Raw genomic sequence first — 26,633 nt, 5'->3', positions numbered from 1 at the left:
TATTCACTAACCTTGTGGGAGCGAGCCTGCTCGCGAATGAAAGCGCCCCCGATTTATTGCCGAACCAGCTTCTCCATCGCCGCATCCGCCAGAAAGGAGGAGCGGCTTTTGACGTTGTGCTCGCGCACATAGCGGTCAATGCGCTGGATCACATAGCCGGGCAGCGTGACATTGACCTTCTCGGTCTTGCCCATATACGGCGAAATATCCAGCTCCAGCATTCCCCAGCCCATGTCGGCGAACTCCGGATTACCACGATGCACCGCTGCTGAAGTCGGCATTGGAATTGTCTCTCCATCTGCCGCGATCTCTTGCAGCATGATGTGGGCAATTTCGACAGCAGCGTTATAGGCATCTTCAAAGGTATCCCCGGCGGTTACCGCGCCCGGAATATCGGGGATCTGGATACCGATGGCGGTGTGCTCATCGCCCCATTCGATACAGATTGGATATTGCATTATGGATCTCCTGCGTAACTGGCTGGCGGGCAGTACAGTCCGGCGCGCCTCCTGATGCTCTTGACCGTCCCGATCGGCAAATCCTTTTTCGGATGGGGGACGGGGATCGTGTATGGGTTGTATCGGTGAGTGAAGATGTGATGGCTGCCAGTGACCCTGTCCAAAGTCCAACCTGCCTCCGTCAATTCCTTGATCAATAGCCTGCTCTGCACCACCAGCCTCCTTGCTCCGGCCCAATTAAAAATAACCCTAGAGTTATCTTTACTCAAGCACAAAATCTCGCAGTACGACGCTCGGTTGTTTTGCAGAGTGTGATGCTGCCCATGCCGGGGCGTTATGTGATCGGCCGAGATGGTGTGATCCGTTACGCCGAGGTCAACCCGGATTACACTCAGCGTCCCGAGCCTGAGGCGATGCTGGATACAATTCGCGGTTCGCACTGACACCATTCATCAATTGTGGGGGCGAGTAGGCTCGCTGCTACATTTGATCTCTACAAGGACTTCCGATGGACCGCCTCGCTGCAATGGAAACCTTCGTCTACGTGGTGGAAACCGGCTCGTTTTCCGCTGCCGCCCGGCGTCTGAACATCGGCCAGCCGGCCGTGTCGAAAACCATCGCGCAACTCGAATCGCGGCTGGCGGTGCGGCTGTTGCTGCGTTCGACCCGGGGCCTGACGCCCACCGAGGCCGGGCTGGCCTTTTTCGAACGGGCCAAGCGCACCATCGAAGAAGCCGACGAGGCTGATAACGCCGCGCGCGGTGCGGCCAGCGGGCTGACCGGCAACCTGCGCATCTGCGCGGCGGTCACCTTCGGCCGGCTGCACATCGTTCCGCACCTGGGCCCCTTCCTGGAGCAAAACCCGGAGCTGAACATCGACCTGATGCTCGACGATCGCAACGTCAATCTGGTGGAAGAAGGCGTCGATGTCGCCCTGCGCATGGGTGAGCTGAGCGACTCTGCCCTGACCGCCCGCAAAATCGCCGAATGCCGGCGCATGGTGCTGGGCACGCCAGCGTACTTCGCAAAACATGGCGAACCCACCTGCCCCGACGACCTGTGCAAGCATCAGGCAGTCGTCTACAGCCTTGGCGGCGGCGCCAGTTGGCGGTTCGACAAGGCCGGCGAGGAGCAGTCGGTGAACATCAGCGGCCGGATCCGCGTCAACGCCGCCGAAGGCCTGCGTGAAGCCGTGCTGGCTCATCAAGGCCTGACCATGGCCTCGCAATGGATGTTCGCACCGGAACTGGCCGACGGCTCGGTCCGGGAAGCGATGAAGGACTGGGCATTGCCGGACCTGGACCTGTGGGCGGTGTTCCCCACAGGCAGAATGGCCAGCGCCAAGGCTCGGGCGTTCGTGGAGTATGTGCAGGGGTTGTTGATGAAGTAAGTTTCAGCCCCTCAATCAAGATCAAAAGATCGCAGGCTGCGCCAGCTCCTACATTAAGCGCGTACACAGGTAATTCATCGTCGTTCGTTCCCGGCAATGTCAGACACATGGAGGTTGCTCGTCAAAGCAGGCCAGCAACCGTTCGACCGTTTGCTCAAGTTGTCCGGAGTTGTCGAGCAGGTGCACGGTCGAGTCTTGCGCCAGCAGTTGCTCGCTGAACCGGGCATTGCGTGCCAACCGCTGATTGATCTCGGTCAGCGATTCCCGCCCACGCTCCAGCAAGCGATGGCGCAGTACTGCTTGATCCACAGTCAACAACAGCACTAACACGTTCGGATAGCGCGAGCGCGTGTTCTGCAAATGCCCCCGAGAGCCATTGACCAGTACGTCCTGCCCGGCGGCTAGCCAATCGTCGATTTCCCGCGGGATGCCATAGGACAACCCATTGGCGTGCCAGCTCAAGGCAAATGCGCCCTTGGCCTCCATATCGGCGAATTGCTGCGCACTGACACCCAGCGCCGCCTCGCCCACGGCTTCGGCCGAGCGAGTGATGACCCGCCGCACAATGCGGCAGCCGCGTTCGGCCAACCGCGTTCGCGCAGCATCCAGCAGGCTGTCCTTGCCCGAACCTGAAGGCCCGATGAGATAGATCAACCTGCCTGACATCAAAACACCCTCGTTGCTTGTCGCCATACTTGCTGGACCTTCGGCAGACCCGATGCGGTCTGATCTGCGGCGGCCACGTTACCCGAGTGTGACTCGCCGCGCACGATGTTCGGTGTGCCCATCGACACATTCACGCCGTGCTCCCGGTAAGTACTCACGGTACTTGGATTCCAGTACTGACTGGCGCTGACCCGGCGAGCGGTCCATCACCGACACCAACTGCACCAGCGGGTTTTCCACCAGATCGCGGAACACGCTGAAAATGTCCAGGCCGCACAGCTCACGGCGCAGGTGCAGCCCGAGGCGGCCTACCGGCCGACCTGGTTCTTCATGCGTGCGCATTTCCCCGTAGGAGCTGTCGAGTGCAACGAGGCTGCGATCTTTTGGCTTTATTGCTGACAAACAAGATCAAAAGATCGCCCGAGCGCGGACCGAGCCTTCGGCAGCTCCTACAGTCGGGCTGGGTACATTCGAAGGAAATTGGTCGGCTATCAGGCCGCCTTCGCTGCGATGCGGCGACCCGACAAGCCAGCTCCTACAGGGATTGGGGTTGAACCGGATTATTCAACAGGCCCAAAAAAGGCGACCCGAAGATCGCCTTATTCGCTACTGCCCGAATTGCCGCCCCAGGCCACCCGGCACACCGTGGATATCCGTCTCCTCCCACGGCCCCTTCGGACTGATCGACCGGCTCCAGCCGTTATCCCAACGGTAATAGGTACGCTGGCGATAAAAGGTATTGGGCTGGTCATCGAGCACATACACACCAAGCTTCGGATCCCAATGGCTGTTGCCCCCGGGTGGTGGCGCGAAGCTCGCAGAAGTGCGTGGCAACGGCTTGGAGGGTTTGGCCGGGATGCTCGGTTTGCTCGGTACAGGCGAAGTCGATGGCGTGGGGCTGGGCTGCGACGGCGGGAACGGTGGTGGTGCCTGTTGTTCCGTTGGTTGCTGGACCGCACAAGCGCTTAACCCCATAACGACGCTGAGCAGGGTGATACGAGCGAATGCGGTCATGATTGCGTTTTCCTGTTATTTGTCCGGGCTGTCGATGGTCAGTGTTTGCGGCGCGGTGGTGCTGCTGGCCAGGGGCTGGCTGCGACCGATCCATTCGCCGGCAGTGGGTTTGCCGGCACGGGAAATGCGCGCCACCAGTTGGACTTCAGGGAAGTTCGACAGTTTCAATTGCGGCATCATTGCGTCGGCATCGCCCAGTTCGACGGTCACCGGCAGGTCGGCCACGGTCAAGCGCTTGACCGCCAGCGGGGCCGGAGGACCGGAGATCGCACGGGCGAAGATGAACACGCTGTCGCCAGGCTGGACTTTGGCCTTGAGGTCCGCGGCCAGATCGACACTGACCTTGAGCAGTGCCGAGGCCTTGGCCGCCGGTGCCTGCGCAACCTTGCCGCCACTGGCCACCAGCTTCTCCGTGGCCCGGGTAATCCCGCCTTGCAACGCCTCGCGGGATCTGTCTTGCGGCGGCAGTTGCGCCAGCAGGCGATTCCAATAGTCGATAGCCTCCTGATAGCGCTCGCCTTCAAACGCAGCGATGCCGAGCAGGCCGAGGCTGGTGACTTCCTTCGGATCAGCCTTGAGCGCTTCGTCGGTCAGAGCCTGGACCTTGTCCGACCACTTCTTGCCATCGGCGAAGTACTGGGCCTGGGCCCATTGGCCGAGCAGTTCCGGCTGACGACCGGCCAGGTTCACCGTGCGCTCGAACATCTTCGCCGCGTCCGCCGGGCGATCCTGAGCCATGTAGGTACGACCGAGGAAGTACGTGCCTTCGGCGGAGTCCGGTTGAGCGGCAACCGTGCGCTCCAGGCGTTTGGTCATCTCTTCCATCGATTGCGGTGCCTGCGCGAACTCGCGGGTCAGCTCAACCTTGTCACTGGCGCCGTAATGCAGGTACAGCCCCAGGCCCAGCACCGGTACCAGAACGGCCGCCAGCAATGGCAAGGGTTTGCCCAGACGCGACACCCGCGGCGCTTCGACACCTTCGGTGTCCGCCAGCAACTCACGGGCCGCTTCGGCGCGACCGGCGTCCATTTGCGCCGCATCGAGCACGCCCTCTTCCTGCTGAGTCTGCAACTCAGCCACGCGCTCCTGATAAAGCGCGACGTTCAGGGCAGTACGATCCTCTTCACGCTGGGCGCGACGGCTGCGCAGCACCGGGATCAACAGAAAACTCAGGGCCACCAGAAGCAGCAGACCTGCAGCGAGCCAGAAATCAATCATTCTTGGTTTTATCCAACAGGTGGTCGAGGCGCGAACGCTCCTCGGCAGACAGCGAGCCCGGGGTGCCGGCGCGTTGCACGCGACGACGGCGGACGATCACCGCGATGATCACGACACCGCCCAGCAACAGGCCGGCGGGGCCGAACCAGAGCAAGGCAGTCTTGGCGTTCAGCGCAGGTTTGTAGCGGACGAAATCACCGTAGCGATCGACCATGAAATCGATGATCTGCTGGTTGTCCTTGCCCTCGCCGAGCATGCGGAAAATCTCTTTGCGCAGGTCGGCGGCAATTGGTGCGTTGGAATCGGCGATGTCCTGGTTCTGACACTTGGGGCAACGCAGCTCCTTGGTCAGTTCGCGGAAACGCTCGCGATCTTCTTCCTTGGCGAACTCGTAGGTGTCGATGGCCGCGTGGGCCACGCCCGCCAGGCTCAATCCCAGAACAGCGGCAGCGATCCAGCGCTTCATGGCTTGGCCTCGTCGACCAGCGCCTGGTATTTGACCGCCAGTTTTTCGCGCCAGACCTGTTCGTCGATCACACCGACGAACTTGTCGCGGATGATGCCCTTGGCGTCGATGAAGAAGGTTTCCGGTGCGCCGTAGACACCGAGATTCAGGCCCAGCGAGCCTTCGTCGTCACGAATGTCCAGTACATACGGGTTGTGGAAATCCGTCAGCCACTTCAAGGCATCGGCGTTGACGTCCTTGTAGTTGATGCCGTAGATCGTCACGCCTTGCTGGGCCAGCTTGTTCAACACCGGGTGCTCGACCCGGCAGGAAATGCACCAGGTGCCCCAGACGTTGACCAGCGCTGGTTTGCCGAGAATGTCAGTGCGGGTCAGGGACTTGTCGCCCTGCACTGTCGGCAGGGAAAACTCCGGGAACGGCTTGTTGATCATGGCCGAAGGCAACTCGGCCGGATCCAGGTACAACCCACGGTAAAGGAATACAGCGACCACCAGAAAAATCGCCAGTGGCAACAACATCAACCAACGCTTCATGCAGTGGCTCCCGACATGCCCAGTGCTTCGCGCACGCGGCTTTTGACCTTGACCCGATATCGCCGATCCAGCGCCGCCAGCAACCCGCCGAAGCCAGTCAGCAAACCACCGAACCAGATCCAGCGCACGAACGGTTTGACGTGCACGCGCACAGCCCAGGCACCGTTACCCAAGGGTTCACCGAGGGCGACGTAGAGGTCGCGGGTGAAACCGGCGTCGATGCCCGCTTCAGTCATCACCGAGTTCTGCACGGTATAGAGGCGTTTTTCCGGGTGCAGCACACTGACTTCCTTACCGTTGCGGATCACCCGGACGGTACCCTTGTCGGACGTGAAGTTCGGGCCTTCAAAGTGTTTGGCGCCTTCGAAGATGAAGTGGTAGCCGGCCAGGTCCATGGACTCGCCCGGCGCCAGGCGCAGGTCACGCTCGGCACTGTTCTGGCTCGACAGCACGACACCCAGCGCACACACGGCAATGCCCAGGTGCGCGACCTGCATGCCCCAGTAACTGCGGGTCAGGGTCGGCAGGCCCTTGATCAGGCCCTTGTGGCGAGTCTTGTCGATGATGTCACGCACACCGGCCAGCAACACCCAGGCCGCGAGCATGAAGGTCGCGAGCACTGCCCAGTTGAAATCGCCGTACGCGACGCCGGCCACCACGGCCAAAGCGGCACTGCCCAGCAAAATCGGCGTCAGCATGTTCACCAGCCATTTCACCGGGGTGTCTTTCCAGCGCACGATCACACCGACCGCCATCACCACCATCAACAACGCCATCAACGGAATGAACAGCGCGTTGAAGTACGGCGGGCCGACCGACAGCTTGGCGCCGGTCATGGCGTCCAGAATCAGCGGGTACAAAGTGCCGAGCAGGATCATCGACGCCGCCACCACCAGCACCAGGTTGTTGCCCAACAACAGGGTTTCCCGGGACCAGAGGTTGAAGCCCACCTGGCTCTTGACCACCGGCGCGCGCAGGGCGAACAGCGTCAGCGAACCACCGACCACGAACAGCAAGAAAATCAGGATGAACACGCCGCGCTCCGGATCGGACGCAAAGGCGTGCACCGAGGTCAGCACACCGGAACGCACGAGGAAGGTACCGAGCAGGCTCAAGGAGAATGCGGCGATGGCCAGCAACACGGTCCAGCTCTTGAACACGCCACGTTTTTCCGTGACCGCCAGCGAGTGAATCAGCGCGGTGCCCACCAGCCATGGCATGAACGAGGCGTTTTCCACCGGGTCCCAGAACCACCAGCCGCCCCAGCCGAGTTCGTAGTACGCCCACCACGAACCCAGGGTAATGCCGATACCGAGGAACGCCCAGGCAACGATGGTCCACGGACGCGACCAGCGCGCCCAGGCAGCATCCAGGCGACCGCCCATCAGCGCGGCGATGGCGAAGGCGAAGGCCACCGAGAAACCGACGTAGCCCATGTACAGCATCGGCGGGTGAACGATCAGACCGATGTCTTGCAGCAGCGGGTTGAGGTCGGCACCGTCGGTGGGCATTTGCGGCAGGATGCGCTTGAACGGGTTGGAGGTCATGATCAGGAACAGCAGGAAACCGGTGCTGATCATGCCCATCACCGCCAGCACGCGGGCCAGCATGACCTGCGGCAACTGCCGGGAAAACACCGACACCGCGAAGGTCCAGCCGCCGAGAATCAAGGCCCACAACAACAAGGAACCTTCGTGGGCACCCCACACGGCGCTGAACTTGTAGTACCACGGCAACGCGCTGTTGGAGTTGTTGGCCACATAGGCCACGGAGAAATCGTCCGCCATGAAGGCGTAGGTCAGGCAACCGAAGGCAAACAGCAGAAAGGTGAATTGCCCCCACGCCGCCGGCTGGGCCAGGCTCATCCACAGGCGATCACCGCGCCAGGCACCGAGCAATGGCACCACCGCCTGGGCCAGGGCGAAGCAAAGGGCCAGGATCATCGCCAGGTGGCCAAGCTCGGGAATAAAGATGCCGGATGTCATGGATCAACCCTCCTTCGCGGGCGTTGGAGCCGATTGACCGCTGTCTTTCAACGCCTTGGTCACTTCCGGCGGCATGTACTTCTCATCGTGTTTGGCCAGCACTTCATCGGCCACTACCACGCCATCGGCATTGAGCTTGCCCAGGGCGACGATGCCCTGCCCTTCACGGAACAGGTCCGGCAGGATGCCGCGATAAGTGATGGTCACGGACTTGTTGAAGTCGGTGACGACAAACTTCACGTCCAGGGAATCACCGGAACGCTCCAGCGAGCCCTTCTCGACCATGCCGCCAGCACGAATGCGCGTGCCTTGCGGGGCTTCGCCGTTGGCGATCTGGGTCGGTGTGTAGAACAGATTGATGTTCTGTTGCAAAGCACCCAATGCGGCCCAAACGGCCAAGCCAAGGCCTGCGAGGATCGCGAGAATGATGACAAGACGCTTTTTGCGCAGCGGATTCACTGGCCGTTCTCCCGGCGCAGACGACGCGCCTCTTGTTGCAGATACCGCTTGCGGGCCAGGATCGGCGCCGCCACGTTGAGGGCCAATACCGCCAGGCAGATGCCATAGGCTGACCAGACATACAGGCCATGATGACCCATGGCGAGAAAGTCGCCGAATGAAGCAAAACTCATCGAGCGACCTCCAGGCTGTTTTCCACTTCGGTTTTGACCCAACTGGCCCGGGCTTCGCGCTTGAGCACTTCAAGACGCATGCGCAGCAGCAGGACCGCGCCGAAGAAACAGTAGAAACCCAGCGCCGTCAGCAGCAATGGCAGCCACATCTCGGCGGGCATCGCCGGTTTTTCGGTGAGGGTGAAGGTCGCACCCTGGTGCAGGGTGTTCCACCACTCCACCGAGTACTTGATGATCGGGATGTTGATCACGCCGACGATCGCCAGCACCGCGCAGGCCTTGGCCGCGCTGTCACGATTGCTGATCGCGTTGCCCAACGCAATGAGACCGAAGTACAGGAACAGCAGAATCAACATGGACGTTAGGCGTGCATCCCAGACCCACCATGAGCCCCAGGTCGGTTTGCCCCAGATCGCCCCGGTGACCAGCGCCACCGCGGTCATCCAGGCGCCAATGGGCGCCGCGCATTGCAAGGCGACGTCGGCCAGTTTCATCTTCCACACGAGGCCGACGATGCCGCACACGGCCAGCATCACGTAGATGGACTGCGCCAGCATGGCGGCCGGGACGTGGATATAGATGATGCGAAAGCTGTTGCCCTGCTGATAGTCCGGCGGCGCGAAGGCCAGGCCCCAGACCACGCCAACGCTGATCAGCAACAACGCCGCGACGCTCAGCCAGGGCAACATTTTGCCGCTGATGCCGTAAAACCATTTGGGCGAGCCGAGTTTGTGAAACCACGTCCAGTTCATACTCTGTTTCCGTCACGGTTGCTCTTTACTATGAAGAGCCAGGGCCTGCTTTTTTTTTTAAAAGAGTGGTCATTTTTTAACCAGATCTCATTATTCGCCGACGCTGATCTTCAGGCCAGCAGCTATTGCAAAAGGTGTCAGGGTTATCGCCAGGGCGCTCAGGCTGCCAAGCCACAACAGATAACCGGTCGCCGGCATTCCCTGCAAGGCAGCCTGCAAGGCGCCACTGCCAAGGATCAATACCGGGATGTACAGCGGCAGAATCAGCAGTGCCAGTAACAGGCCACCGCGTTTCAAGCCCACGGTCAGTGCCGCACCCACCGCACCGAGCAGGCTTAGTACTGGTGTACCGAGCAGCAACGAAAGCAGCAACACTGGCAGACAGGCGGCAGGCAAACCGAGCATCAGCGCCAGCAAGGGTGCGAGCAAAACCAGTGCCAGGCCGGAAAAAGCCCAGTGTGCCAGCACTTTGGCCAAAACCAGAAGAGCCAGGGGGTGCGGCGAAAGGACCCACTGCTCGAGCGATCCATCCTCGAAATCACTGCGGAAAAGCCCGTCCAGCGAGAGCAGGACCGATAAAAGCGCTGCGACCCAGACCAGTCCCGGAGACAAGGTTTGCAACAATTGAGACTCGGGACCGACCGCCAGCGGGAACAGGGAAACGACGATGGCAAAGAACACCAGTGGATTGGCCAGTTCCGCCGGACGACGGAACAGCAGACGAGCCTCGCGGGCGACCAGCAGGCCGAAAACACTCATACGGCCCAGCTCCCCAGATCGATGTCGCGATAACCGGCCGGCATCCGGCTCAGCGTGTGATGAGTGGTCAACACCACCATCCCGCCGCGTTCGCAGTGGCCGGCCAGATGAGATTCAAGCTGTGCCACGCCCTGCTTGTCGAGGGCGGTAAAGGGTTCATCGAGGATCCACAGTGGCGGACTGTCCAGATACAGGCGAGCCAAGGCGACGCGACGCTGTTGACCGGCTGACAGGGTGTGGCAAGGCACATCCTCGAATCCGCGCAGCCCGACCGCCGCCAGCGCCTGCCAGATCGCCTCATGGGTCGCCGGATGATGCAAGGCACACAGCCAGCTCAGATTCTCTTCCGGCGTCAGCAAATCCTTGATCCCGGCCGCGTGGCCGATCCACAGCAGGTTGCGCGCCAGCTCAAAGCGTTGCTCGTTCAGCGGCTGGCCGTTGAGCAGCACTTGACCGGCGGTCGGCTGCATCAGCCCCGAGAGCAGGCGTAGCAGGCTGGTCTTGCCACTGCCGTTGGGGCCGCTGATTTGTACCATTTCGCCACTGGCCAGTCTCAAATCGAGATTTTCGAAGAGCAGCCGAAGGTCTCGCTCACAGGCAAGGGCAACGGTTTGCAGGACAGGACTGGTCAAGGGATCACGGGCCTTATACGGTTCAAGTCGGCACTGGCGCGGCCGTTAAAGAGATGCAGCATAGATGCAATGACGTCTTGTTCTAGAGAGCTGCGTCAAACAATTGCAAAGTTTTCGCCATTTTTGGATACAACGGCGCGGCATTATACATGCCAGGCCTTACTCCAAAGAGTGGATTTTCCTCAGGTTGTGACCGCGTATGACAGGCGAAATGAACATCCTCCCGCTACCGCAAACCCTCCCGGCGACATCGCACCCGCCGGTGGTCAGCGGTGAATTGCTCAAGTTGCTGACGCCGGTGGAGGGGCTGATCAGCGTCGGTCAAACCGCACAGGCTGAAGTCTTGTCGCTCAAGCAGGCGGATCAGACTTTCCAGATGCTGCTCAAGGTCACCCTCGACAGCGGGCGCCAGACCACGGTCCAGACCACCAGTAATCAACCGCTGGCCCAGGGCACCACGCTGGTCGTCACCCAACCCTCGGCCGGCAGTCTGGCCGTGACGGTGCAACAGGCCATCGCCTCCAGCGTCGCCACCCTCACCCGCCTCGACACCGCGCAACTGCCCATTGACACACTGCTGCAGGGCAAAGTGCTGACCTCGCAAGTGCTGCCCCTGGTGCCTGGCCAGCCCATGGTGTTTCGCTCGATGGTGAGCCTGCTCAATACCGCACTGAGTGGCAGCACCCTGAGCATCGACAGTCCGCAGCCCTTGCGCATCGGCACCTTGTTGAGCGCGCAGGTACAGGACGCCCAGACCTTGAAGTTCGTGCCGCTGAGCAGCCGCCAGGAACAACTGGCGGTGACCCGGCAACTGGTCGACCAGCAAAGCCGTCAGGGTTCGCTCGCTGGCTTGCTCAAGCTCCTGCAAAACCTTGCGCCCTCGGACCAGACATCCGTTGAATTGCGCAGCGCCGCCGCCCGGTTGCTCGCCGTCCTGCCGGATGTTCAACAATTGAGCACCCCCAAGGGCCTGGCCCAGGCCGTGGCCAACAGCGGCGTGTTCCTCGAAAGCAAACTGCTGACCGGGCAAAACCCGACACTCGCACCGGACATGAAAGGCGACCTGCTGAAACTGGTTGCGCAATTGAGTCAAGGCTTGCCGGCCAACACCAGCCTCGGCGCGATCATCGCCGCCAACATCCTGGCCCAGGCCATGCCGAATTTTGTCCGCAATGCCCTGGGCATGCTTGGCCAGGTCAGTGCCAAACCGTCGCCGAGCGGTTTCCCGCTGCCCGAACGCCAGTTGCAAAGCGCCGACGGTGAAAACGACCTCGAACACCTGCTGCGCCTGGCCGCCGCCGCGGTTTCACGCCTGCAAAGCCATCAGCTGTCGAGCCTGGAACAAACCGGCGTAACCGCCGACGGGCGACTGATGAGCACCTGGCAGCTGGAAATCCCGATGCGCAATCTGCAGGACATCGTGCCCTTGCAGGTCAAGTTCCAGCGTGAAGAATCACCCGAAAAAGACCAGCCGAAGGAACGTCGCGAAGAACGCGAGCCCAAACAACAGCTGTGGCGTGTGGAACTGACCTTCGCCATGGAGCCTTTGGGGCCGCTGCAAATCCAGGCGCAGCTGATCAAGGGCAGTCTATCCGGCCAGCTCTGGGCCGAACGGCCTTACACCGCCAGCCTGATCGAAAGCAACCTGAGCGGGCTACGCGACCGCTTGCTGTCCGCGGGTCTGAACGTCGGCGACCTCGATTGCCACCTCGGCACACCACCCCAGGGCCCGCAAACCCGCCTCGAACAACGCTGGGTCGACGAAACCGCATGAAAAACCCCAACGCCCCACGCCAGGCCATCGCTCTCAAATACGACGGCACCCACGCCCCCACCCTCACCGCCAAGGGCGACGAAGAACTGGCGGAAGAAATCCTGCGCATTGCCCGCGACTGCGAAGTGCCGATTTACGAAAACGCTGAACTGGTGAGACTGCTGGCGCGGATGGAGCTGGGGGACAGCATTCCACAGGAGCTGTATCTGACGATTGCCGAGATCATTGCGTTTGCGTGGAATCTGAAGGGCAAGTTTCCCGAGGGGCAGGATCCGGAGGCGCAGGGAGTAGAGCGTGATATCACGCCCTACTAAGTCAGGTTGAAATCCTCGCCAGTCATCAGATAGCGTTTAAATGCTCCTATATACCGACTGCGTTTTCGCACAGTGTCCAACAGCTACCCGTCAACTGGTCACTGACTTTTACTCCGGATGGTCTAGAAGATATTCTGCACGGTAGTCAGGGGGCGACCCACCTCCAAACCGACTAAGAATATAAGAAACTCGTTTTCCCACTTCCGGCCAACCCGTCCCTCCCCAGTGTTTGTGGTTAAATCTAGCCCTTGCACCCTCAATGCTTGATATTGATACGTGCCCAATACCCTCCATAGGAGAAAACTCTACCACGGTGCCGATTTCTCTAATCGCGTTAACTTTGCTCATTTTGAATATCCTAGATGTAAGGCCGAGGCCGAAAGATCCCTTAGTACGGGATACGCTTATTGAATACCCCTCCCAGCAAATATCAAACTATCAAATATGACAATTTTTTGTTTTATAAAAGCATTTCAAAACAATGGATTTAAAAAAGTTTTCGAGCGCCAGAATTGGCGCTAAACAACGTATTAACGATTATTTAATCATTGGCGCACGACAAGAGACTGCCGAACCACCTCAACAGGTTTGAGCAAAAGAAATTTCTGATCAGGAGAATGTTGCGATGGAGTTGTACCGCACGATTGCCGAGATCATTGCGTTTGCGTGGAATCTGAAGGGCAAGTTTCCCGAGGGGTAGAGTCCAGAAGCGGTGATGGTGGAGAAAGATGTCACCGAACGCGGGGATGATTATTGAGTTTGTGTTGAAAGTAAAAGATCGCAGCCTCGTTTCACTCGACAGCTCCTACAGGGCGTACGCCATTCCACGGCCTTGAATATTGCACCGATCATTTAGCCGCCTTCGCTGGCAAGCCAGCTCCTACAATGCGCAAAAGCTTGAGACTGCGACCGACAATCAATCCATTGATAAGGCCAGCCCCCAGTGCCGACCATGCCGCCATCGGCAATTCATTGGCCATTTCCGGATACATCGCTGCCTGAAAGCCAAGGTAATAACGCCAGGCAAAAAAGCCCCAATACACAATCAGCACCTTGATCGTGCCAGGCAGAACCAGATGTTCCCCTTCGCGCTGCACATTGCTGTACGAGAAAAAGCGCAGTGCCAGCAACCATCCCCCCAATAACCCGATTACATAGGCCGAGAGTGGAATGACTACACCTTGGGAGAGATTCAGCGAAGCCAGGGACAGGCTCACGAATATCACCGGCGTGATTTGCAATGACCTTTTCGACTCATGACTCTTGAAGCAGGCAATGACACCGTAATAAGTCAGAATCAGAAAAACCGCATAAACCCACAGCGGTGTACCGCGCAGAATGTCGATCATAAGCCTTCCAGGCACTGAGATAGGTATGAACAAGATGCTCAACCTACTGATGACGGGTTGCGATCACAAGATAGCGGGATCTGAAAAAGCTATAGGCAGGAGACTACGACCGCGTAATTCCTGTCTGAGGATGAAGGGAGGGATGCGTCGGATCGCGGGGAAGATTGCTGCGCATTCGAAGACGCCATCGTCGGAACGCCGCCCGGAGCAAGCTCGCTCCCACAATTAATCCTCAGTGAACACGGTTTTTGTGTCCGACATAGAACCACTGTAGGAGCGAGCCTGCTCGCGATGGACGTATGAGCGCCGCGTTTCTCCAGGAAGCTCGCGTCATCGTTAACGACCATCGCGAGCAATCGAGCGTCGACCGGCTGCTCCTACAGGCCGTCAGTTCTTGTGCAACTTGCTCATCAACTCCGCCTCAGCCTGGGTCAGGCCGCAGGACTGGGTCAGTTCGTTGACGCTGGCGCCCATTCCGACCAGTCGCGCTGCTTGGGCGAACGACAGGCTTGAGGGGTCGCGTTGTTCCAGCTGAGCGAGTTTGTCCGGCAACGGCCCGACCACCGCGCGCAGTTCATGCAGGTCTTCGCCCATGCGCACATTAGCGTTCTGGTAATCGTCGACACGCTTGCCCAGGTCCTTGATGCGCTGATCACGCAGCGCATTACCCTTGGCCTGTTGCGCGGCGATCTGCTTTTGACTGCGAATGTACGCCAGGAACATTGCCAGCGTGCCTGCCCAGAACAGGAACAGGACAATGACCGCAACCTCGAGAATCAATCAGATACTCTCCAGTTCCGACCATTCTTCTTCGCTCATCATCTTGTCGAGCTCGACCAGGATGAGCAATTCGTTGTTCTTGTTGCACACGCCTTGAATGAACTTGGCGGACTCTTCGTTACCCACGTTCGGCGCGGTTTCGATTTCCGACTGACGCAGGTAAACCACTTCGGCCACGCTGTCGACCATGATCCCGACCACCTGCTTGTCGGCTTCGATGATGACGATACGGGTGTTGTCGCTGATCTCGGCATTCATCAGGCCGAAGCGCTGGCGGGTGTCGATCACGGTGACGACGTTGCCGCGCAGGTTGATGATGCCCAGCACGTAACTCGGGGCACCAGGGACCGGGGCGATTTCGGTGTAGCGCAGGACTTCCTGGACGCGCATCACGTTGATGCCGTAGGTCTCGTTGTCCAGCTTGAAGGTGACCCATTGCAGGATCGGATCTTCGGAACCCTTTGCCGCCGTCGCCTTGTCATTCATACCCTGATCCCCTCAAGAAACCGCCTTGGCGGTGTTGTTCTGTTATGTAGTTTTGTGGGTCGGCTTGTGGCCGCCCATGTGCTTTGCCCCGCCGCTGGCGATCAACTCGGCCAGCGCGGAAACGTCAAGCAAGGCGCACATGTGTTCAATCACCGTGCCGGCGAGCCATGGCCGCTGGCCTCGGTGACTTCTCCATTTGATTTCATTCGGGTCCAGGCGCAACGAGCGGCTGACCTGATGCACCGCCAACCCCCACTCGTAGCCTTGCACCGAAATCACGTATTGCAGACCCTGCTTGAAATCGTCGCGGTAACGGTCGGGCATGACCCAACGCGCGGTATCCAGCACTTTCAGGTTGCCCGCCTGACTCGGCAGGATGCCCAGGAACCATTCCGGCTGGCCGAACAACGGCGTCAGCTCGTGACCGGCCAGGGAGTAAATCGAGCCCAGGCACACCAGCGGCACCGCCAGGGTCAACCCGGCGACATCGAACAGCAGGCATTCGAAGGGTTCGGCAGCCCAGGACGGACGACCGTCGGTTTGTACCGGTGGCGGCGTGTTTGCGGGTGGCAGATGCACTTCGACCACCGGCGCCACCAGAGTCGGCTGCACCTCGAGCGCCACAGGCTCTGGTGCAGGCTGCACTTCGGCGACAGGCGCCACCAGTGTTTGCAGCAACGGCGCGATGGTCGATACCGGCGCCAGGACCGGTGCCGGCGCTTCGATCACGGCCACTGGTGCTTTTGCCATTGGCACAACGACGGGGGCAGCAGCCACTGCTGGTTTTTGCGCATCACGAGCCTGCTCTTCGAGCACGGCGGCCTGGAACTCATCCAGCGCCGCTTCAACCTCGGGCAGCGCCTCGACTTCTGGCGGCAACTCCTCGGTTGCGTCCTGCAGCAAGGCGTCCAGATACGACTGCAGCGCCAATTGCGGGCGCGAGGTGACCTTCACCGGCCGATTCATGCGCACACCATCGTAGGAGCTGCCGAAGGCTGCGATCTTTTGATCTTGATCTTTTCAAAGACGCCGCAAAGCGGGATCAAAAGATCGCAGCCTGCGGCAGCTCCTACAGGGATTGAATTCATCTCACGCCACCTGCGGAACGAGTTGTGCCGCCAGCAGATGCTTGAGCAACGCGCGGTAAGCGAGAACGCCACGGCTCTTGCCGTCGAATTGCGAAGGCGTCAGACCGGCGCGGCTGGCATCGCGCAGGCGCGTGTCCACCGGGATATAGCCTTGCCAGATTTCGTCGGGGAATTTGTCGCGCAGCACGCGCAAGGTTCCGAGGGAGGCCTGGGTGCGGCGGTCAAACAGGGTCGGCACGATGGTGAAGGGCAACGCCTGTTTGCGCGAGCGGTTGATCATCGCCAGGGTGTTGACCATACGCTCAAGGCCTTTGACCGCCAGGTGTTCGGTCTGCACCGGGATCACCAGTTGCTGGCTCGCCGCCAAGGCATTGACCATCAGCACACCGAGCAATGGCGGGCTGTCGATCACGGCGTAATCGTAGTCCTGCCACAGTTGCGCCAGGCTCTTGGCAATCACCAGGCCCAGACCGCTCTGCCCCGGCGACTGGCGTTCAAGGGTGGCCAGCGCGGTGCTGGACGGCAACAGGGAAATGCGTTCGTCACTGGTCGACAGTAGCAATTGACCCGGCAGACCTTGCGGCACGTTGCCCTTGTGCAGGAACAGGTCGTAGTTGCTGTGCTCCAGGCTGTCGGGGTCGTAGCCGAAGTAGCTGGTCATCGAGCCGTGGGGGTCGAGATCGACCACGACCACACGCTTGCCCGCCTCCGCCAGTAAACCGGCTAAAGCGATGGAGGAAGTGGTTTTACCGACACCACCCTTTTGATTGGCGACTGCCCAGACTCTCATTCGGATTGTTCCTCCCGGCCGAACGGATCGACCGAGAAATAGCTCAACGTATTAATGCGGGCGACGGAGAATTGACGGCGCTCTCTCGTACCGGCGACTTGACCGGGGTCGGTGCAGTTTGTGTGCCAGCACGCTTCAATGCGGCATCCGGTTGCGCATGGGCGGTTCCGGTGCCGGTCAGGCTGCGACGCACATCGAGGTTGCGCGACACCACCAGCACCACGCGACGGTTGCGTGCGCGGCCTTCAGCCGTGGCATTGTTGGCCACCGGCTGAAACTCGCCGTAGCCCACCGACGCCAGGCGACCAGGGTTCACGCCCTGCATCGCCAGCATGCGCACGATGCTGGCCGAGCGGGCCGAAGACAGTTCCCAGTTGGTCGGGTACTGCGCCGTGCGGATCGGTTGGTCGTCGGTGAAGCCTTCGACATGAATCGGGTTGTCGAATGGCTTCAGGATCGCCGCAACCTTGTCGATGATGTTGAACGCGATGTCGCTGGGCATGGCGTCGCCGCTGCCGAACAACAGGCTGGAATTGAGCTCGATCTCGACCCACAGCTCGTTGCCGCGCACAGTCATCTGGTTGGAGCTGATCAGATCACCGAACGCCGCACTGATGTCGTCGGCGATGCTTTTGAGCGGATCGCTGGCGCCGGCGACACCGGCATCGACCTGGTCACTGTCCTTGACCAGCGGCTTGGCCGGGGTCACGGTCTTCGGCCGCTCGTCACCGATGGGGATCGGCTTGAGCGAACGATCGGAATCGGTGAAGACGCCGATCAGCGCTTCGGAAATGACCTTGTACTTGCCTTCATTGATCGACGAGATCGAGTACATCACCACGAAAAAGGCGAACAGCAGGGTGATGAAGTCCGCGTAGGACACCAGCCAGCGTTCATGGTTTACATGCTCTTCTTGCTGGCGACGACGGGCCATTAGTTTTTTCCCTTAATCCATGAAGCCCTGAAGCTTCAACTCAATGGAACGAGGGTTTTCACCTTCGGCAATCGACAGCAGCCCCTCCAGCAGCATTTCGCGATAACGCGACTGACGCAACGCGATGGATTTGAGTTTGGCGGCAATCGGCAGCAGCACCAGGTTGGCACTGGCCACGCCGTAGATGGTGGCGACGAAGGCCACGGCGATGCCGTTACCCAGTTGCGACGGATCACCCAGGTTGCCCATGACGTGAATCAGGCCCATCACCGCACCGATGATGCCGATGGTCGGCGCGTAACCGCCCATGCTTTCGAAGACCTTGGCCGCTTCGACATCGCGGCTCTCCTGGGTGTAGAAATCCACTTCCAGAATGCTGCGGATCGCTTCCGGCTCGGCACCGTCGACCAGCAGTTGCAGGCCTTTGCGCGCGTAGTTGTCGGGCTCGGCGTCGGCGATACCTTCAAGGCCCAGCAGGCCTTCCTTGCGGGCGGTCAGGCTCCAGTTCACCACGCGGTCGATGCCACCGGCCAGGTCAACGCGAGGCGGGAACAGGATCCAGGCAAGGATCTGCATCGCACGCTTGAAGGCACTCATCGGCGATTGCAACAGCGCGGCGCCAATGGTGCCGCCCAGCACGATCAGCGCTGCCGGGCCGTTGGCCAGGGCGCCGAGATGACCGCCTTCGAGGTAGTTGCCGCCGATGATGGCGACGAAGGCCATGATGATGCCGATCAGGCTTAGAACATCCATCAGATACAGGCCTCGACCAGGTGCTTGCCAATGTCATCGAGGCTGTACACCGCGTCGGCGAGCTCGGCTTTGACGATGGCCATCGGCATGCCGTAGATCACGCAACTGGCTTCGTCCTGTGCCCAGATCGAACTGCCGCCCTGCTTGAGCATACGCGCGCCTTCACGGCCGTCGGCGCCCATGCCGGTCAGCACGACCGCCAGAACTTTGTCGCCATAGGACTTGGCTGCCGAACCGAAGGTGATGTCCACGCACGGCTTGTAATTCAGACGCTCGTCACCCGGGAGGATTTTCACCGCACCGCGGCCGTCGACCATCATCTGCTTGCCACCCGGCGCCAGCAGCGCCAGGCCCGGTCGCAGGATGTCGCCATCCTCGGCTTCCTTGACGCTGATGCGGCAGAGCTTGTCCAGGCGCTCGGCGAAAGCCTTGGTGAAGGCGGCCGGCATGTGTTGAACCAGCACGATCGGGGCCGGGAAGCTGGCCGGCAATTGGGTCAACACCCGCTGCAGGGCAACCGGGCCGCCGGTGGACGTACCGATGGCCACCAGTTTGTAGGCCTTGCGTTTTGGCGCGGGCGACGACGCAGTGGCCGCATGTGTACGCGCCGGAATCGGTGCCAGTGCCGGTGCCGGACGCACGGGCGCGCTGCTGCCGTAACTGCCGACGCTCGAAGGCGCAGGTGTTGGAGCGGGTGCGGCCACAGGAGCCGGAGCGCTGTAAGTGCTGACCCGACGATTGCTGCGCGCAATGCTGAGGATCTTTTCGCACAGCAGTTGCTTGACCTTCTCGGGGTTGCGCGAGATGTCTTCGAAGTTTTTCGGCAGGAAGTCCACCGCGCCGGCATCCAGCGCATCGAGGGTGACGCGGGCGCCTTCATGGGTCAGCGAGGAGAACATCAGGACCGGGGTCGGGCAGCGTTGCATGATGTGCCGTACGGCAGTGATGCCGTCCATCATCGGCATCTCGTAGTCCATGGTGATCACGTCGGGCTTGAGGGCCAGCGCCTGATCGATCGCCTCTTTGCCGTTGGTCGCCGTGCCGACGACCTGGATATTGGAATCCGCTGAAAGAATTTCCGAAACGCGGCGGCGGAAAAACCCCGAATCGTCCACCACCAGGACTTTGACTGCCATAAACACTCCATTAGATGGAGCGAGGCCAGGCGCCCCGCTCCACCAGAATCAAATACGCCGTGTGGCGTAACGCTTGAGCATGCTCGGAACATCGAGAATCAGCGCGATGCGGCCGTCACCGGTGATGGTGGCGCCAGACATCCCCGGCGTTCCCTGAAGCATTTTGCCCAATGGCTTGATGACCACTTCTTCCTGGCCCACCAGTTGATCGACGACAAAGCCGATCCGCTGCGTGCCCACCGAAAGGATCACCACATGGCCTTCGCGCTGCTCTTCGTGAGCGGCGGAGCTGACCAGCCAGCGTTTGAGATAGAACAATGGCAGTGCCTTGTCCCGGACGATCACCACTTCCTGGCCGTCCACGACGTTGGTGGTCGACAGGTCGAGGTGGAAGATCTCGTTGACGTTCACCAGCGGGAACGCAAACGCCTGGTTGCCGAGCATGACCATCAGCGTCGGCATGATCGCCAGGGTCAGCGGCACCTTGATGACGATCTTCGAACCCTGGCCCTTGGCCGAGTAGATGTTGATCGAGCCGTTGAGCTGGGAAATCTTGGTTTTCACCACGTCCATGCCCACACCGCGACCCGATACGTCGGAGATCTCGGTCTTGGTCGAGAAACCCGGGGCGAAGATCAGGTTGTAGCACTCGGTGTCGCTCAGGCGGTCCGCCGCATCCTTGTCCATCACACCGCGCTTGACCGCGATGGAACGCAGGACGTTCGGGTCCATGCCTTTGCCGTCATCGGAGATCGACAGCAGGATGTGGTCGCCTTCCTGCTCGGCCGCCAGGATGACCTTGCCGCCCCGGGCCTTGCCCGAGGCTTCGCGTTCTTCCGGCGATTCGATGCCGTGGTCGACTGCGTTGCGCACCAAGTGGACCAACGGGTCGGCCAGGGCTTCGACGAGGTTCTTGTCGAGGTCGGTTTCTTCGCCGACCAGTTCCAGGTTGATCTCTTTCTTGAGCTGGCGAGCCAGGTCGCGAACCAGGCGCGGAAAGCGCCCGAAGACTTTCTTGATCGGTTGCATCCGGGTCTTCATGACCGCGGTTTGCAGGTCGGCCGTGACCACGTCGAGGTTCGACACGGCCTTGGACATGGCTTCGTCGCCGCTGTTGAGGCCCAGGCGGACCAGGCGGTTACGCACCAGCACCAACTCGCCGACCATGTTCATGATCTCGTCGAGACGCGCGGTATCGACGCGCACGGTGGTCTCGGCTTCGCTGGCCGGTTTTTCCGCCGGTGGCGCGGCCGGAGTACGGGCGATAGCAGGTGCAGCGGCAGCAGCCGGCGTTTCGGCTTTTGGCTCGGGTGCCTTGGCCACCGGTTTCGGTGCCGCCGCCTTCGCGGCCGGCGCGGCAACGGACGTGTTCGATCCGCTGGCAACTGTCGCCTTGCCGACTTCGCTGAACTTGCCCTTGCCGTGCAACTCGTCGAGCAGCGATTCAAATTCGTGATCGCTGATCAGATCGCTGCCGGCCACTGCAGCGGTTGGTGCGCCAGGAGTCGGCACAGAAGCAATGGCCGATTCGAGCGCATCGACAGCGAAGTTACCCTTGCCGTGCAGTTGGTCGAGCAGTGCTTCGAATTCGTCGTCAGTAATATCGGAGCTGTCGCCTGCCGCTTTCGGGGCCTCTGGCGCAGCCGGCGTCGGGACCACCGCGTCAACGGCGAACTGGCCCTTGCCGTGCAGTTGATCGAGCAACGACTCGAACTCGGCATCGGTGATTTCGTCGCTGGCGGCCGCATTGCTGACCGGCACAGACATCGCCGCCGGCGCCTCGGCCTGAGCCTTGACGGCGTTCAGCGAGTCCAGCAGTTGTTCGAATTCATTGTCGGTGATGTCGCCCGACTCGCTTTCAGCCACAGGCGTTTCGACCACGGCGGCGACAGGTACGGCAGCCACCTCGTCAGCCGATTGCGGCTCGGCCAGACGGGCCAGTGCCGCGAGCAGTTCCGGTGTAGCGGGCGTGATCGGTCCGCGATCGCGGACCTCGCTGAACATGCTGTTCACCGCGTCCAGCGCTTCGAGAACCACGTCCATCAGTTCCGAGTCGACGCGACGTTCACCCTTGCGCAGGATGTCGAACACGTTCTCGGCGATGTGGCAGCACTCCACCAGCTCGTTGAGCTGGAGGAAGCCGGCGCCCCCTTTTACAGTGTGAAAACCGCGAAAAATTGCATTGAGCAGATCCGCATCATCCGGACGGCTTTCCAGCTCGACCAGTTGCTCGGACAGTTGCTCTAGAATCTCGCCGGCCTCAACCAGGAAATCCTGAAGGATCTCTTCATCGGCGCCGAAGCTCATTAAGGGGGGTGCTCCTACAGGTCTAAAAACCTAAAAAACCTAAAATTCTAAAATCCCAGGCTGGATAGCAAATCGTCCACATCGTCCTGACCGGACACAACGTCTTCTCTTTTATCGGCATGAATCTGCGGACCTTCACCCTGAGAGAGATGTTTTTGCGGATCTTTTTCAGCAAGCATCGCCTCACGGTCATGTTCGATGCCCGCAAAGCGGTCCACCTGACTGGCCATCAGCACGAGCTTGAGCAGGTTGCTTTCGACTTCGGTGACCAACTGGGTCACTCGCTTGATCACTTGTCCCGTGAGGTCCTGGTAATCCTGGGCGAGCAGGATGTCGTTGAGGTTGCCCGACACCGCGCGATTGTCCGTACCGCTGCGCGCCAGGAACCCGTCGACCCGGCGGGCCAGTTCGCGGAACTCTTCAGCGCCGACTTCACGACGCATGAACCGTCCCCAGTCCGCGCTCAAGGCCTGGGCTTCATCCGCCAGGCCATTGACCAGCGGCGTGGCATTTTCCACCAGATCCATGGTGCGGTTGGCCGCGGCCTCGGTCAGCTTGACCACATAGCCCAGACGCTCGGTGGCGTCGGTGATCTGGGACACTTCTTCGGCTTGCGGCATGTGCGGGTCAATCTGGAAATTGACGATCGCGCTATGCAGTTCGCGAGTGAGCTTGCCCACTTCCTGATACAGGCCGCGGTCACGGGTCTGGTTGAGCTCATGGATCAATTGCACCGCGTCGCCGAACTTGCCTTTTTCAAGGCTCTCGACCAATTCGACGGCGTGTTTTTTCAGGGTCGACTCAAAGTCGCCCAATGAAGTTTCGTTATTGCCCATAGCTCCCCCGTGGCGCACTCATCAACCGATGCGTTCGAAAATCTTCTCGATTTTTTCTTTCAACGCCTGGGCCGTGAAGGGTTTGACCACATAGCCGTTAACGCCGGCCTGGGCCGCTTCGATGATCTGCTCACGCTTGGCTTCAGCGGTCACCATCAGCACCGGCAGGTGCTTGAGCTTTTCATCGGCACGCACGTGGCGCAGCAGATCGATACCGGTCATGCCAGGCATGTTCCAGTCCGTTACCAGAAAGTCGATGCTTCCGCTGTTGAGCACCGGAATGGCGGTAGTGCCATCGTCGGCCTCGACGGTGTTGGTGAACCCAAGGTCACGCAGCAGGTTCTTGATGATCCGCCGCATCGTTGAGAAGTCATCAACGATGAGGATTTTCATGTTCTTGTCCAATTCGACCTCCAAGCAGTCTTAAACGCGCCCAGCACCTGGACGCGCCATTTCAATCAATCCGGCAAAGCACTCAATGACTGTCTGGAGCACAACAGATCGCGACCGACGCAGTTCAACACCACACCGGCCTCGTTCGCAGTGTCCCCCACACTGCCTTCAGCGCGCTCGCCACTCCCCCAAACGCCCCCGCAAACGGGCCGCGCACTGGCTGTGTAACTGGCTGACCCGAGATTCGCTGACCCCCAGGACCTCACCGATTTCCTTGAGGTTCAACTCTTCGTCGTAGTACAGCGCCAACACCAGTCGCTCACGCTCCGGCAAATTGGCAATCGCCTCCGCCAGCGCTGCCTGGAAGCGTTCATCTTCCAGATCGCGTGACGGCTCGATATGAGCACTCGCGCCATCCTCGTGCAGCCCTTCGTGTTCGCCGTCCTGCAACAGATCGTCGAAACTGAATAACCGACTGCCCAGGGTGTCGTTCAAAATCCCGTAGTAATCGTCGAGACTCAATTGGAGTTCGGCCGCAACTTCGTGATCTTTAGCGTCACGACCGGTTTTCGCTTCAATCGAGCGGATGGCGTCGCTGACCATGCGCGTATTGCGGTGAACCGAACGTGGCGCCCAATCCCCCTTGCGCACTTCATCGAGCATGGCGCCGCGGATTCGAATGCCCGCGTACGTCTCGAAACTGGCGCCTTTGCTGGCGTCATATTTGGTCGACACTTCAAGCAGGCCGATCATCCCGGCCTGGATCAGGTCCTCGACCTGGACGCTGGCCGGCAGGCGCGCCAGCAAGTGGTAGGCAATGCGTTTAACCAGCGGCGCGTAACGCTCGATCAGCTCGTACTGCGCATCACGCGCCGATTGTTTGTAGAGGTTGTAACCGCTTGCTGTCATAGAACCGGTCCTGCTGTCTGCTGCACGAGGCGCTCGACGAAAAATTCCAGGTGCCCACGGGGGTTGGCAGGCAGTGGCCAGGTATCGACCTTCTGCGCGATGGCCTTGAACGCCAGCGAGCACTTGGAACGCGGGAAGGCCTCGTAGACGGCACGCTGTTTCTGTACGGCCTTGCGCACGCTTTCGTCGTAGGGCACCGCGCCGACGTATTGCAGGGCGACGTCGAGGAAGCGATCCGTGACCTTGGTCAACTTGGCGAACAGGTTGCGTCCTTCCTGCGGGCTCTGGGCCATGTTGGCCAGGACGCGGAAGCGGTTCATGCCGTAGTCGCGATTGAGCAACTTGATCAAGGCGTAGGCATCGGTAATCGAGGTCGGCTCGTCGCACACCACCAGCAGCACTTCCTGGGCTGCGCGAACGAAACTGACGACCGAGTCACCAATGCCCGCCGCGGTGTCGATCACCAATACGTCGAGGTTGTCGCCGATATCACTGAAGGCCTGGATCAGGCCGGCGTGTTGCGCGGGGCTCAGATGCACCATGCTCTGAGTGCCGGATGCGGCCGGAACGATACGGATGCCGCCTGGTCCCTGCAGCAGTACATCGCGCAGTTCGCAGCGGCCCTCGATCACGTCGGCCAGGGTACGTTTGGGTGTCAGGCCCAGCAGAACGTCAACGTTCGCCAGTCCCAGGTCGGCGTCCAACAGCATGACGCGCCGGCCAAGCTCAGCCAAAGCCAGGGACAAGTTCACTGACACGTTAGTTTTCCCGACGCCACCTTTGCCGCCGGTCACCGCGATCACCTGTACGGGATGCATGCTGCCCATGTTATTTCTTTACCTTGTCTTGCATAGACGGAGGCCACATTACTGGCTGCGCGTTCACAATCGGAACAATGCATGGCAGACCATCGATGTAGGTACAAAAACTGTTCATTACTACCTTAGCCAACCTGCTTGGTTTGGCTGTGGTAAATATCAGCGAACATGTCAGCCATGGCTTCTTCGCTGGGTTCTTCCTGCATTTGCACGCTGACGGCGCGACTGACCAACTGATGACGGCGCGGCAGATGGAGATCATCCGGAATCCGCGGGCCATCGGTCAGGTAGGCCACGGGTAACTCATGACTGATGGCCAGGCTCAACACCTCGCCCAGACTAGCCGTCTCATCCAGTTTAGTCAGGATGCAGCCAGCGAGCCCACAACGCTTGTAACTGTGATAAGCGGCGGTTAGAACCTGTTTCTGGCTGGTGGTTGCCAGGACCAGATAATTTTTTGAGCGAATGCCACGACCGGCCAGGCTTTCGAGCTGCATGCGCAGGGCTGGGTCGCTGGCCTGCAGGCCGGCGGTATCGATCAGCACCACGCGCTTGCGCAACAAGGGTTCCAGCGCCTGCACCAGGGACTGGCCCGGATCGACGTGGGTCACCGATACGTTGAGAATGCGCCCCAGGGTCTTGAGCTGCTCCTGGGCACCGATGCGGAAGCTGTCCATGCTCACCAGCGCAATGTTCTGCGCGCCGTACTTGAGCACGTAACGGGCCGCCAGCTTGGCCAGGGTGGTGGTCTTGCCCATGCCGGCAGGGCCGACCATGGCGATCACACCGCCCTCTTCCAGCGGCTCGACTTCGGGGGTAACGATCATGCGTGCAAGGTGCGCCAGCAACATGCGCCAGGCCTGACGAGGCTCTTCGATCCCGGTGATCATCGCCAGCAGGTCGCGCGACAGCGGGCCGGACAGGCCGATGCGTTGCAGGCGACGCCAGAGGTTGGCCTGGTCCGGACGGCTGCCTTGCAGCTGATTCCAGGCCAGGGAGCCGAGCTGTACTTCCATGAGTTCGCGCAAGCTATTGAGCTCGAATCGCATCGAGTCGAACGCCCGCGGGTCCACGCCACCGGACGCTGGCGCAGCGGCTGGTGCAGGGCGACGGGGCTCGGCATAAGTCGGCTCGATCAGCGGCTCGGCGGCGGTCAACGGCAAGCCGGCGAACAACTGACGGTTGGTGCCCTGGTCGCTCTCGCCATCGCTACGCAGGCTCAATTCGGCCTGGGCGGTGACGATCCGCGACTGCGTCTTGCGCAACTCGTCTTCGAGCTCCATGTTCGGAACCCGTGGCGCCAGCGCCGACAACTTGTAATCCAGCGCAGCCGTCAGCTCGACGCCTCCGGCGATCCGACGGTTGCCAATGATGGCGGCATCAGCGCCCAGCTCATCGCGAACCAGCTTCATGGCCTGACGCATATCGGCGGCGAAAAAACGCTTAACTTGCATAAACCAC

31 protein-coding genes and 2 pseudogenes are annotated in these 26,633 nt (G+C 60.5%); 5 read left to right on the top strand and 28 right to left on the bottom strand.

The features are described from left to right. Window positions 1–53: 53 nt before the first annotated feature. Both C8K63_RS22475 and C8K63_RS22470 read right to left on the bottom strand, forming a co-directional pair. Window positions 54–458 carry a type II toxin-antitoxin system HicB family antitoxin gene (locus C8K63_RS22475; protein WP_108218680.1) on the bottom strand — a complete coding sequence of 135 codons (405 nt, stop codon included), beginning with the start codon at window positions 456–458 and terminating at the stop codon, window positions 54–56. Continuing rightward, complete coding sequence (locus C8K63_RS22470) at window positions 458–670, bottom strand: type II toxin-antitoxin system HicA family toxin (protein ID WP_108218679.1); 213 nt, start codon at window positions 668–670, stop codon at window positions 458–460. Before C8K63_RS22470 ends, C8K63_RS22475 begins: the two co-directional genes overlap by 1 nt. Before the next feature lie 102 nt (window positions 671–772). Here C8K63_RS22470 and C8K63_RS22465 point away from each other — a divergent pair, with 102 nt between their 5' ends. After that, the gene (locus C8K63_RS22465) at window positions 773–901 is read left to right on the top strand and encodes a hypothetical protein (protein ID WP_256594984.1); all 129 of its coding nucleotides are present in this window, start codon (window positions 773–775) and stop codon (window positions 899–901) included. A gap of 65 nt (window positions 902–966) precedes the next feature. Next, entirely contained in the window at window positions 967–1,848 is an 882-nt protein-coding gene (locus C8K63_RS22460) for a LysR family transcriptional regulator (RefSeq protein WP_108218678.1), read from the top strand. Window positions 1,849–1,947: 99 nt separating this feature from the next. Here the strand turns inward: C8K63_RS22460 and phnN are convergent, their stop codons facing one another. The 12 genes and pseudogenes from phnN to ccmA form a co-directional block, all read right to left on the bottom strand. After that, window positions 1,948–2,514 carry a phosphonate metabolism protein/1,5-bisphosphokinase (PRPP-forming) PhnN gene (phnN, locus tag C8K63_RS22455; protein ID WP_108218677.1) on the bottom strand — a complete coding sequence of 189 codons (567 nt, stop codon included), beginning with the start codon at window positions 2,512–2,514 and terminating at the stop codon, window positions 1,948–1,950. A 141-nt stretch (window positions 2,515–2,655) separates the two neighbouring features. Beyond that, a pseudogene (locus tag C8K63_RS30975) lies at window positions 2,656–2,814 on the bottom strand (alpha-D-ribose 1-methylphosphonate 5-triphosphate diphosphatase); the annotation flags it as partial. A 306-nt stretch (window positions 2,815–3,120) separates the two neighbouring features. Next, window positions 3,121–3,528, bottom strand: coding sequence for a hypothetical protein (locus tag C8K63_RS22445; protein WP_108218676.1), 408 nt, complete (start codon window positions 3,526–3,528; stop codon window positions 3,121–3,123). Between the two features lie 15 nt (window positions 3,529–3,543). After that, window positions 3,544–4,746, bottom strand: coding sequence for a c-type cytochrome biogenesis protein CcmI (ccmI, locus tag C8K63_RS22440; protein WP_108218675.1), 1,203 nt, complete (start codon window positions 4,744–4,746; stop codon window positions 3,544–3,546). Further along, complete coding sequence (locus tag C8K63_RS22435) at window positions 4,739–5,212, bottom strand: cytochrome c-type biogenesis protein (RefSeq protein ID WP_108218674.1); 474 nt, start codon at window positions 5,210–5,212, stop codon at window positions 4,739–4,741. The genes ccmI and C8K63_RS22435 overlap by 8 nt, the downstream gene beginning before the upstream one ends. Next, on the bottom strand, window positions 5,209–5,745 hold the full coding sequence (locus C8K63_RS22430; protein ID WP_108218673.1) for a DsbE family thiol:disulfide interchange protein: 537 nt from the start codon (window positions 5,743–5,745) through the stop codon (window positions 5,209–5,211). Before C8K63_RS22430 ends, C8K63_RS22435 begins: the two co-directional genes overlap by 4 nt. After that, window positions 5,742–7,730 (bottom strand): heme lyase CcmF/NrfE family subunit, encoded by a 1,989-nt coding sequence (locus C8K63_RS22425; protein ID WP_108218672.1) that lies wholly within the window; start codon window positions 7,728–7,730, stop codon window positions 5,742–5,744. The genes C8K63_RS22430 and C8K63_RS22425 overlap by 4 nt, the downstream gene beginning before the upstream one ends. A gap of 3 nt (window positions 7,731–7,733) precedes the next feature. Then, window positions 7,734–8,189: a cytochrome c maturation protein CcmE gene (gene ccmE / locus C8K63_RS22420; protein ID WP_108218671.1), complete on the bottom strand. Its 456-nt coding sequence runs from the start codon at window positions 8,187–8,189 to the stop codon at window positions 7,734–7,736. Continuing rightward, window positions 8,186–8,362: a heme exporter protein CcmD gene (gene ccmD, locus C8K63_RS22415; protein ID WP_007939192.1), complete on the bottom strand. Its 177-nt coding sequence runs from the start codon at window positions 8,360–8,362 to the stop codon at window positions 8,186–8,188. The genes ccmE and ccmD overlap by 4 nt, the downstream gene beginning before the upstream one ends. Next, window positions 8,359–9,114: a heme ABC transporter permease gene (locus tag C8K63_RS22410; protein WP_103394761.1), complete on the bottom strand. Its 756-nt coding sequence runs from the start codon at window positions 9,112–9,114 to the stop codon at window positions 8,359–8,361. Before C8K63_RS22410 ends, ccmD begins: the two co-directional genes overlap by 4 nt. Before the next feature lie 90 nt (window positions 9,115–9,204). Beyond that, window positions 9,205–9,873, bottom strand: coding sequence for a heme exporter protein CcmB (ccmB, locus tag C8K63_RS22405; RefSeq protein WP_108218670.1), 669 nt, complete (start codon window positions 9,871–9,873; stop codon window positions 9,205–9,207). Beyond that, window positions 9,870–10,505: a cytochrome c biogenesis heme-transporting ATPase CcmA gene (gene ccmA / locus C8K63_RS22400; RefSeq protein ID WP_108218669.1), complete on the bottom strand. Its 636-nt coding sequence runs from the start codon at window positions 10,503–10,505 to the stop codon at window positions 9,870–9,872. Before ccmA ends, ccmB begins: the two co-directional genes overlap by 4 nt. A gap of 199 nt (window positions 10,506–10,704) precedes the next feature. On the opposite strand from ccmA, the gene C8K63_RS22395 reads away from it, so the two are divergent. The 3 genes and pseudogenes from C8K63_RS22395 to C8K63_RS30515 form a co-directional block, all read left to right on the top strand. Then, window positions 10,705–12,279 (top strand): flagellar hook-length control protein FliK, encoded by a 1,575-nt coding sequence (locus tag C8K63_RS22395; RefSeq protein WP_108218668.1) that lies wholly within the window; start codon window positions 10,705–10,707, stop codon window positions 12,277–12,279. Beyond that, the gene (locus tag C8K63_RS22390; protein WP_108218667.1) at window positions 12,276–12,593 is read left to right on the top strand and encodes an EscU/YscU/HrcU family type III secretion system export apparatus switch protein; all 318 of its coding nucleotides are present in this window, start codon (window positions 12,276–12,278) and stop codon (window positions 12,591–12,593) included. Before C8K63_RS22395 ends, C8K63_RS22390 begins: the two co-directional genes overlap by 4 nt. Before the next feature lie 631 nt (window positions 12,594–13,224). Further along, window positions 13,225–13,293: pseudogene (locus C8K63_RS30515) on the top strand (flagellar biosynthesis protein FlhB); the annotation flags it as partial. Between the two features lie 148 nt (window positions 13,294–13,441). Here the strand turns inward: C8K63_RS30515 and C8K63_RS22385 are convergent. From C8K63_RS22385 to flhF, 14 genes are all read right to left on the bottom strand, one after another. Then, window positions 13,442–13,942 carry a hypothetical protein gene (locus C8K63_RS22385; protein ID WP_108218666.1) on the bottom strand — a complete coding sequence of 167 codons (501 nt, stop codon included), beginning with the start codon at window positions 13,940–13,942 and terminating at the stop codon, window positions 13,442–13,444. 387 nt (window positions 13,943–14,329) lie between these two features. Then, a complete protein-coding gene (locus C8K63_RS22375; protein WP_108218664.1) occupies window positions 14,330–14,722 on the bottom strand; it encodes a DUF2802 domain-containing protein in 393 nt (130 codons plus the stop codon). Next, complete coding sequence (locus C8K63_RS22370; protein WP_007980742.1) at window positions 14,723–15,208, bottom strand: chemotaxis protein CheW; 486 nt, start codon at window positions 15,206–15,208, stop codon at window positions 14,723–14,725. 42 nt (window positions 15,209–15,250) lie between these two features. Continuing rightward, window positions 15,251–16,174, bottom strand: a complete 924-nt coding sequence (locus C8K63_RS22365) for a CheW domain-containing protein (protein ID WP_108218663.1) — start codon at window positions 16,172–16,174, stop codon at window positions 15,251–15,253. A gap of 123 nt (window positions 16,175–16,297) precedes the next feature. Continuing rightward, window positions 16,298–17,086, bottom strand: a complete 789-nt coding sequence (locus tag C8K63_RS22360; RefSeq protein ID WP_108218662.1) for a ParA family protein — start codon at window positions 17,084–17,086, stop codon at window positions 16,298–16,300. 43 nt (window positions 17,087–17,129) lie between these two features. After that, complete coding sequence (motD, locus tag C8K63_RS22355; protein WP_108218661.1) at window positions 17,130–18,020, bottom strand: flagellar motor protein MotD; 891 nt, start codon at window positions 18,018–18,020, stop codon at window positions 17,130–17,132. A gap of 12 nt (window positions 18,021–18,032) precedes the next feature. Continuing rightward, complete coding sequence (locus C8K63_RS22350; RefSeq protein ID WP_085716992.1) at window positions 18,033–18,773, bottom strand: flagellar motor protein; 741 nt, start codon at window positions 18,771–18,773, stop codon at window positions 18,033–18,035. Next, complete coding sequence (locus tag C8K63_RS22345) at window positions 18,773–19,909, bottom strand: chemotaxis response regulator protein-glutamate methylesterase (protein WP_108218660.1); 1,137 nt, start codon at window positions 19,907–19,909, stop codon at window positions 18,773–18,775. The genes C8K63_RS22350 and C8K63_RS22345 overlap by 1 nt, the downstream gene beginning before the upstream one ends. A 48-nt stretch (window positions 19,910–19,957) precedes the next feature. Then, window positions 19,958–22,216 carry a chemotaxis protein CheA gene (locus tag C8K63_RS22340; protein ID WP_108218659.1) on the bottom strand — a complete coding sequence of 753 codons (2,259 nt, stop codon included), beginning with the start codon at window positions 22,214–22,216 and terminating at the stop codon, window positions 19,958–19,960. Window positions 22,217–22,263: 47 nt separating this feature from the next. Next, window positions 22,264–23,052, bottom strand: coding sequence for a protein phosphatase CheZ (locus tag C8K63_RS22335; RefSeq protein ID WP_108218658.1), 789 nt, complete (start codon window positions 23,050–23,052; stop codon window positions 22,264–22,266). A 21-nt stretch (window positions 23,053–23,073) separates the two neighbouring features. Then, on the bottom strand, window positions 23,074–23,445 hold the full coding sequence (locus C8K63_RS22330) for a chemotaxis response regulator CheY (protein WP_003183998.1): 372 nt from the start codon (window positions 23,443–23,445) through the stop codon (window positions 23,074–23,076). A gap of 168 nt (window positions 23,446–23,613) precedes the next feature. Next, entirely contained in the window at window positions 23,614–24,354 is a 741-nt protein-coding gene (fliA, locus tag C8K63_RS22325; RefSeq protein WP_108218657.1) for an RNA polymerase sigma factor FliA, read from the bottom strand. Then, window positions 24,351–25,181: a flagellar synthesis regulator FleN gene (gene fleN, locus C8K63_RS22320; protein ID WP_008001746.1), complete on the bottom strand. Its 831-nt coding sequence runs from the start codon at window positions 25,179–25,181 to the stop codon at window positions 24,351–24,353. Before fleN ends, fliA begins: the two co-directional genes overlap by 4 nt. A gap of 116 nt (window positions 25,182–25,297) precedes the next feature. Further along, a complete protein-coding gene (gene flhF, locus C8K63_RS22315) occupies window positions 25,298–26,626 on the bottom strand; it encodes a flagellar biosynthesis protein FlhF (RefSeq protein ID WP_108218656.1) in 1,329 nt (442 codons plus the stop codon). Between the last annotated feature and the right edge of the window lie 7 nt (window positions 26,627–26,633).

This window comes from Pseudomonas sp. GV085 (genome assembly GCF_003050925.1).
GTDB lineage: Bacteria > Pseudomonadota > Gammaproteobacteria > Pseudomonadales > Pseudomonadaceae > Aquipseudomonas.
Note: the sequence above shows the minus strand (reverse complement) of the source record. Positions and strands in the feature narration are given on the sequence as shown.

Bases quoted from the DNA above. Each gene is read 5' to 3' on its own strand.
- motD (WP_108218661.1), bottom strand. From the start codon at position 18,020: ATGGCCCGTCGTCGCCAGCAAGAAGAGCATGTAAACCATGAACGCTGG.
- C8K63_RS22395 (WP_108218668.1), top strand. From the start codon at position 10,705: ATGACAGGCGAAATGAACATCCTCCCGCTACCGCAAACCCTCCCGGCG.
- C8K63_RS22435 (WP_108218674.1), bottom strand. From the start codon at position 5,212: ATGAAGCGCTGGATCGCTGCCGCTGTTCTGGGATTGAGCCTGGCGGGC.
- C8K63_RS22410 (WP_103394761.1), bottom strand. From the start codon at position 9,114: ATGAACTGGACGTGGTTTCACAAACTCGGCTCGCCCAAATGGTTTTAC.
- C8K63_RS22465 (WP_256594984.1), top strand. From the start codon at position 773: ATGCTGCCCATGCCGGGGCGTTATGTGATCGGCCGAGATGGTGTGATC.
- ccmB (WP_108218670.1), bottom strand. From the start codon at position 9,873: ATGAGTGTTTTCGGCCTGCTGGTCGCCCGCGAGGCTCGTCTGCTGTTC.
- C8K63_RS22460 (WP_108218678.1), top strand. From the start codon at position 967: ATGGACCGCCTCGCTGCAATGGAAACCTTCGTCTACGTGGTGGAAACC.
- C8K63_RS22345 (WP_108218660.1), bottom strand. From the start codon at position 19,909: ATGGCAGTCAAAGTCCTGGTGGTGGACGATTCGGGGTTTTTCCGCCGC.
- C8K63_RS22445 (WP_108218676.1), bottom strand. From the start codon at position 3,528: ATGACCGCATTCGCTCGTATCACCCTGCTCAGCGTCGTTATGGGGTTA.
- C8K63_RS22330 (WP_003183998.1), bottom strand. From the start codon at position 23,445: ATGAAAATCCTCATCGTTGATGACTTCTCAACGATGCGGCGGATCATC.
- C8K63_RS22385 (WP_108218666.1), bottom strand. From the start codon at position 13,942: ATGATCGACATTCTGCGCGGTACACCGCTGTGGGTTTATGCGGTTTTT.
- C8K63_RS22370 (WP_007980742.1), bottom strand. From the start codon at position 15,208: ATGAATGACAAGGCGACGGCGGCAAAGGGTTCCGAAGATCCGATCCTG.
- ccmI (WP_108218675.1), bottom strand. From the start codon at position 4,746: ATGATTGATTTCTGGCTCGCTGCAGGTCTGCTGCTTCTGGTGGCCCTG.
- C8K63_RS22335 (WP_108218658.1), bottom strand. From the start codon at position 23,052: ATGGGCAATAACGAAACTTCATTGGGCGACTTTGAGTCGACCCTGAAA.
- ccmD (WP_007939192.1), bottom strand. From the start codon at position 8,362: ATGAGTTTTGCTTCATTCGGCGACTTTCTCGCCATGGGTCATCATGGC.
- C8K63_RS22350 (WP_085716992.1), bottom strand. From the start codon at position 18,773: ATGGATGTTCTAAGCCTGATCGGCATCATCATGGCCTTCGTCGCCATC.
- phnN (WP_108218677.1), bottom strand. From the start codon at position 2,514: ATGTCAGGCAGGTTGATCTATCTCATCGGGCCTTCAGGTTCGGGCAAG.
- C8K63_RS22425 (WP_108218672.1), bottom strand. From the start codon at position 7,730: ATGACATCCGGCATCTTTATTCCCGAGCTTGGCCACCTGGCGATGATC.
- C8K63_RS22360 (WP_108218662.1), bottom strand. From the start codon at position 17,086: ATGAGAGTCTGGGCAGTCGCCAATCAAAAGGGTGGTGTCGGTAAAACC.
- C8K63_RS22390 (WP_108218667.1), top strand. From the start codon at position 12,276: ATGAAAAACCCCAACGCCCCACGCCAGGCCATCGCTCTCAAATACGAC.
- fliA (WP_108218657.1), bottom strand. From the start codon at position 24,354: ATGACAGCAAGCGGTTACAACCTCTACAAACAATCGGCGCGTGATGCG.
- C8K63_RS22340 (WP_108218659.1), bottom strand. From the start codon at position 22,216: ATGAGCTTCGGCGCCGATGAAGAGATCCTTCAGGATTTCCTGGTTGAG.
- C8K63_RS22475 (WP_108218680.1), bottom strand. From the start codon at position 458: ATGCAATATCCAATCTGTATCGAATGGGGCGATGAGCACACCGCCATC.
- fleN (WP_008001746.1), bottom strand. From the start codon at position 25,181: ATGGGCAGCATGCATCCCGTACAGGTGATCGCGGTGACCGGCGGCAAA.
- C8K63_RS22365 (WP_108218663.1), bottom strand. From the start codon at position 16,174: ATGAATCGGCCGGTGAAGGTCACCTCGCGCCCGCAATTGGCGCTGCAG.
- C8K63_RS22430 (WP_108218673.1), bottom strand. From the start codon at position 5,745: ATGAAGCGTTGGTTGATGTTGTTGCCACTGGCGATTTTTCTGGTGGTC.
- flhF (WP_108218656.1), bottom strand. From the start codon at position 26,626: ATGCAAGTTAAGCGTTTTTTCGCCGCCGATATGCGTCAGGCCATGAAG.